Source organism: Paraburkholderia madseniana, assembly GCF_009690905.1.
Taxonomy (GTDB): domain Bacteria; phylum Pseudomonadota; class Gammaproteobacteria; order Burkholderiales; family Burkholderiaceae; genus Paraburkholderia; species Paraburkholderia madseniana.
The window spans coordinates 1-919 of sequence record NZ_VOSW01000289.1; the positions used below are offsets into that span (position 1 = coordinate 1).

Below are 919 nucleotides of genomic sequence, written 5' to 3' on the forward strand. Positions count from 1 at the left end.
ACGGCTGTTACTCGCGGGTGACCGATTTCATCCGGGCCTGGCGGCAAGGCGAAGGCAAGGCGGTTTCGAAGTCGGCGTTTGTGCCGTTGCGATTCGAGCTGGGCGAGGCATTCCAGTTTGACTGGTCTGAAGAAGGACTGGTTGTCGGCGGCATTTACCGCAAGCTCCAGGTGTCGCACATGAAGCTATGTGCGTCGCGGGCGTTCTGGCTGGTTGCCTATCCGAGTCAGGGGCACGAGATGCTGTTCGATACCCATACGCGCTCGTTCGCGGCTTTCGGCGGGGTGGCCCGCCGGGGCATCTATGACAATATGAAAACGGCCGTAGACAAGGTGCACAAAGGCAAGGGTCGCACAGTCAATCCGCGTTTCGCAGTGATGTGTTCGCACTACCTGTTCGATCCGGACTTCTGCAACGTCGCCAGTGGCTGGGAGAAAGGGTCGTCGAGAAGAACGTGCAGGACAGCCGCCTGCGTATCTGGATTGAGGCGCGTGGGCAACGCTTCGGCAGTTTCGCTGATCTGAATGCATGGCTGGCGATCCGGTGCCGGTCGTTGTGGGATCAGGTGAAGCATCCGGACTATCGTGAGCTGAGCGTCGCCGACGTGTTCGAGCAGGAACGCGCTCATCTGATGCCGATGCCAACACCGTTTGACGGTTATGTTGAGCGTGCGGCACGAGTCTCGTCGACCTGCCTGGTGGTGATTGGCCGCAATCGCTACTCCGTGCCATGCGAATTCGCAGGCCAGATGCTCAGCACGCGGCTCTATCCTGGCCGTGTTGTGGTGGTCGGCGACGATGCCGTGGTGGCCGAACACGATCGACTGGCCGACGAAGGACAGGTGCGATACGAGTGGCAGCATTACATCCCGCTGATCCAGCGCAAGCCAGGAGCCCTGCGCAACGGTGCGCCGTTCCAG

Annotated in this window: 1 pseudogene; it reads left to right on the top strand. The window is 60.7% G+C overall.

Annotated elements, in window-relative coordinates:
• A pseudogene (gene istA / locus FSO04_RS45855) lies at positions 1 to 919 on the top strand (IS21 family transposase); the annotation flags it as partial.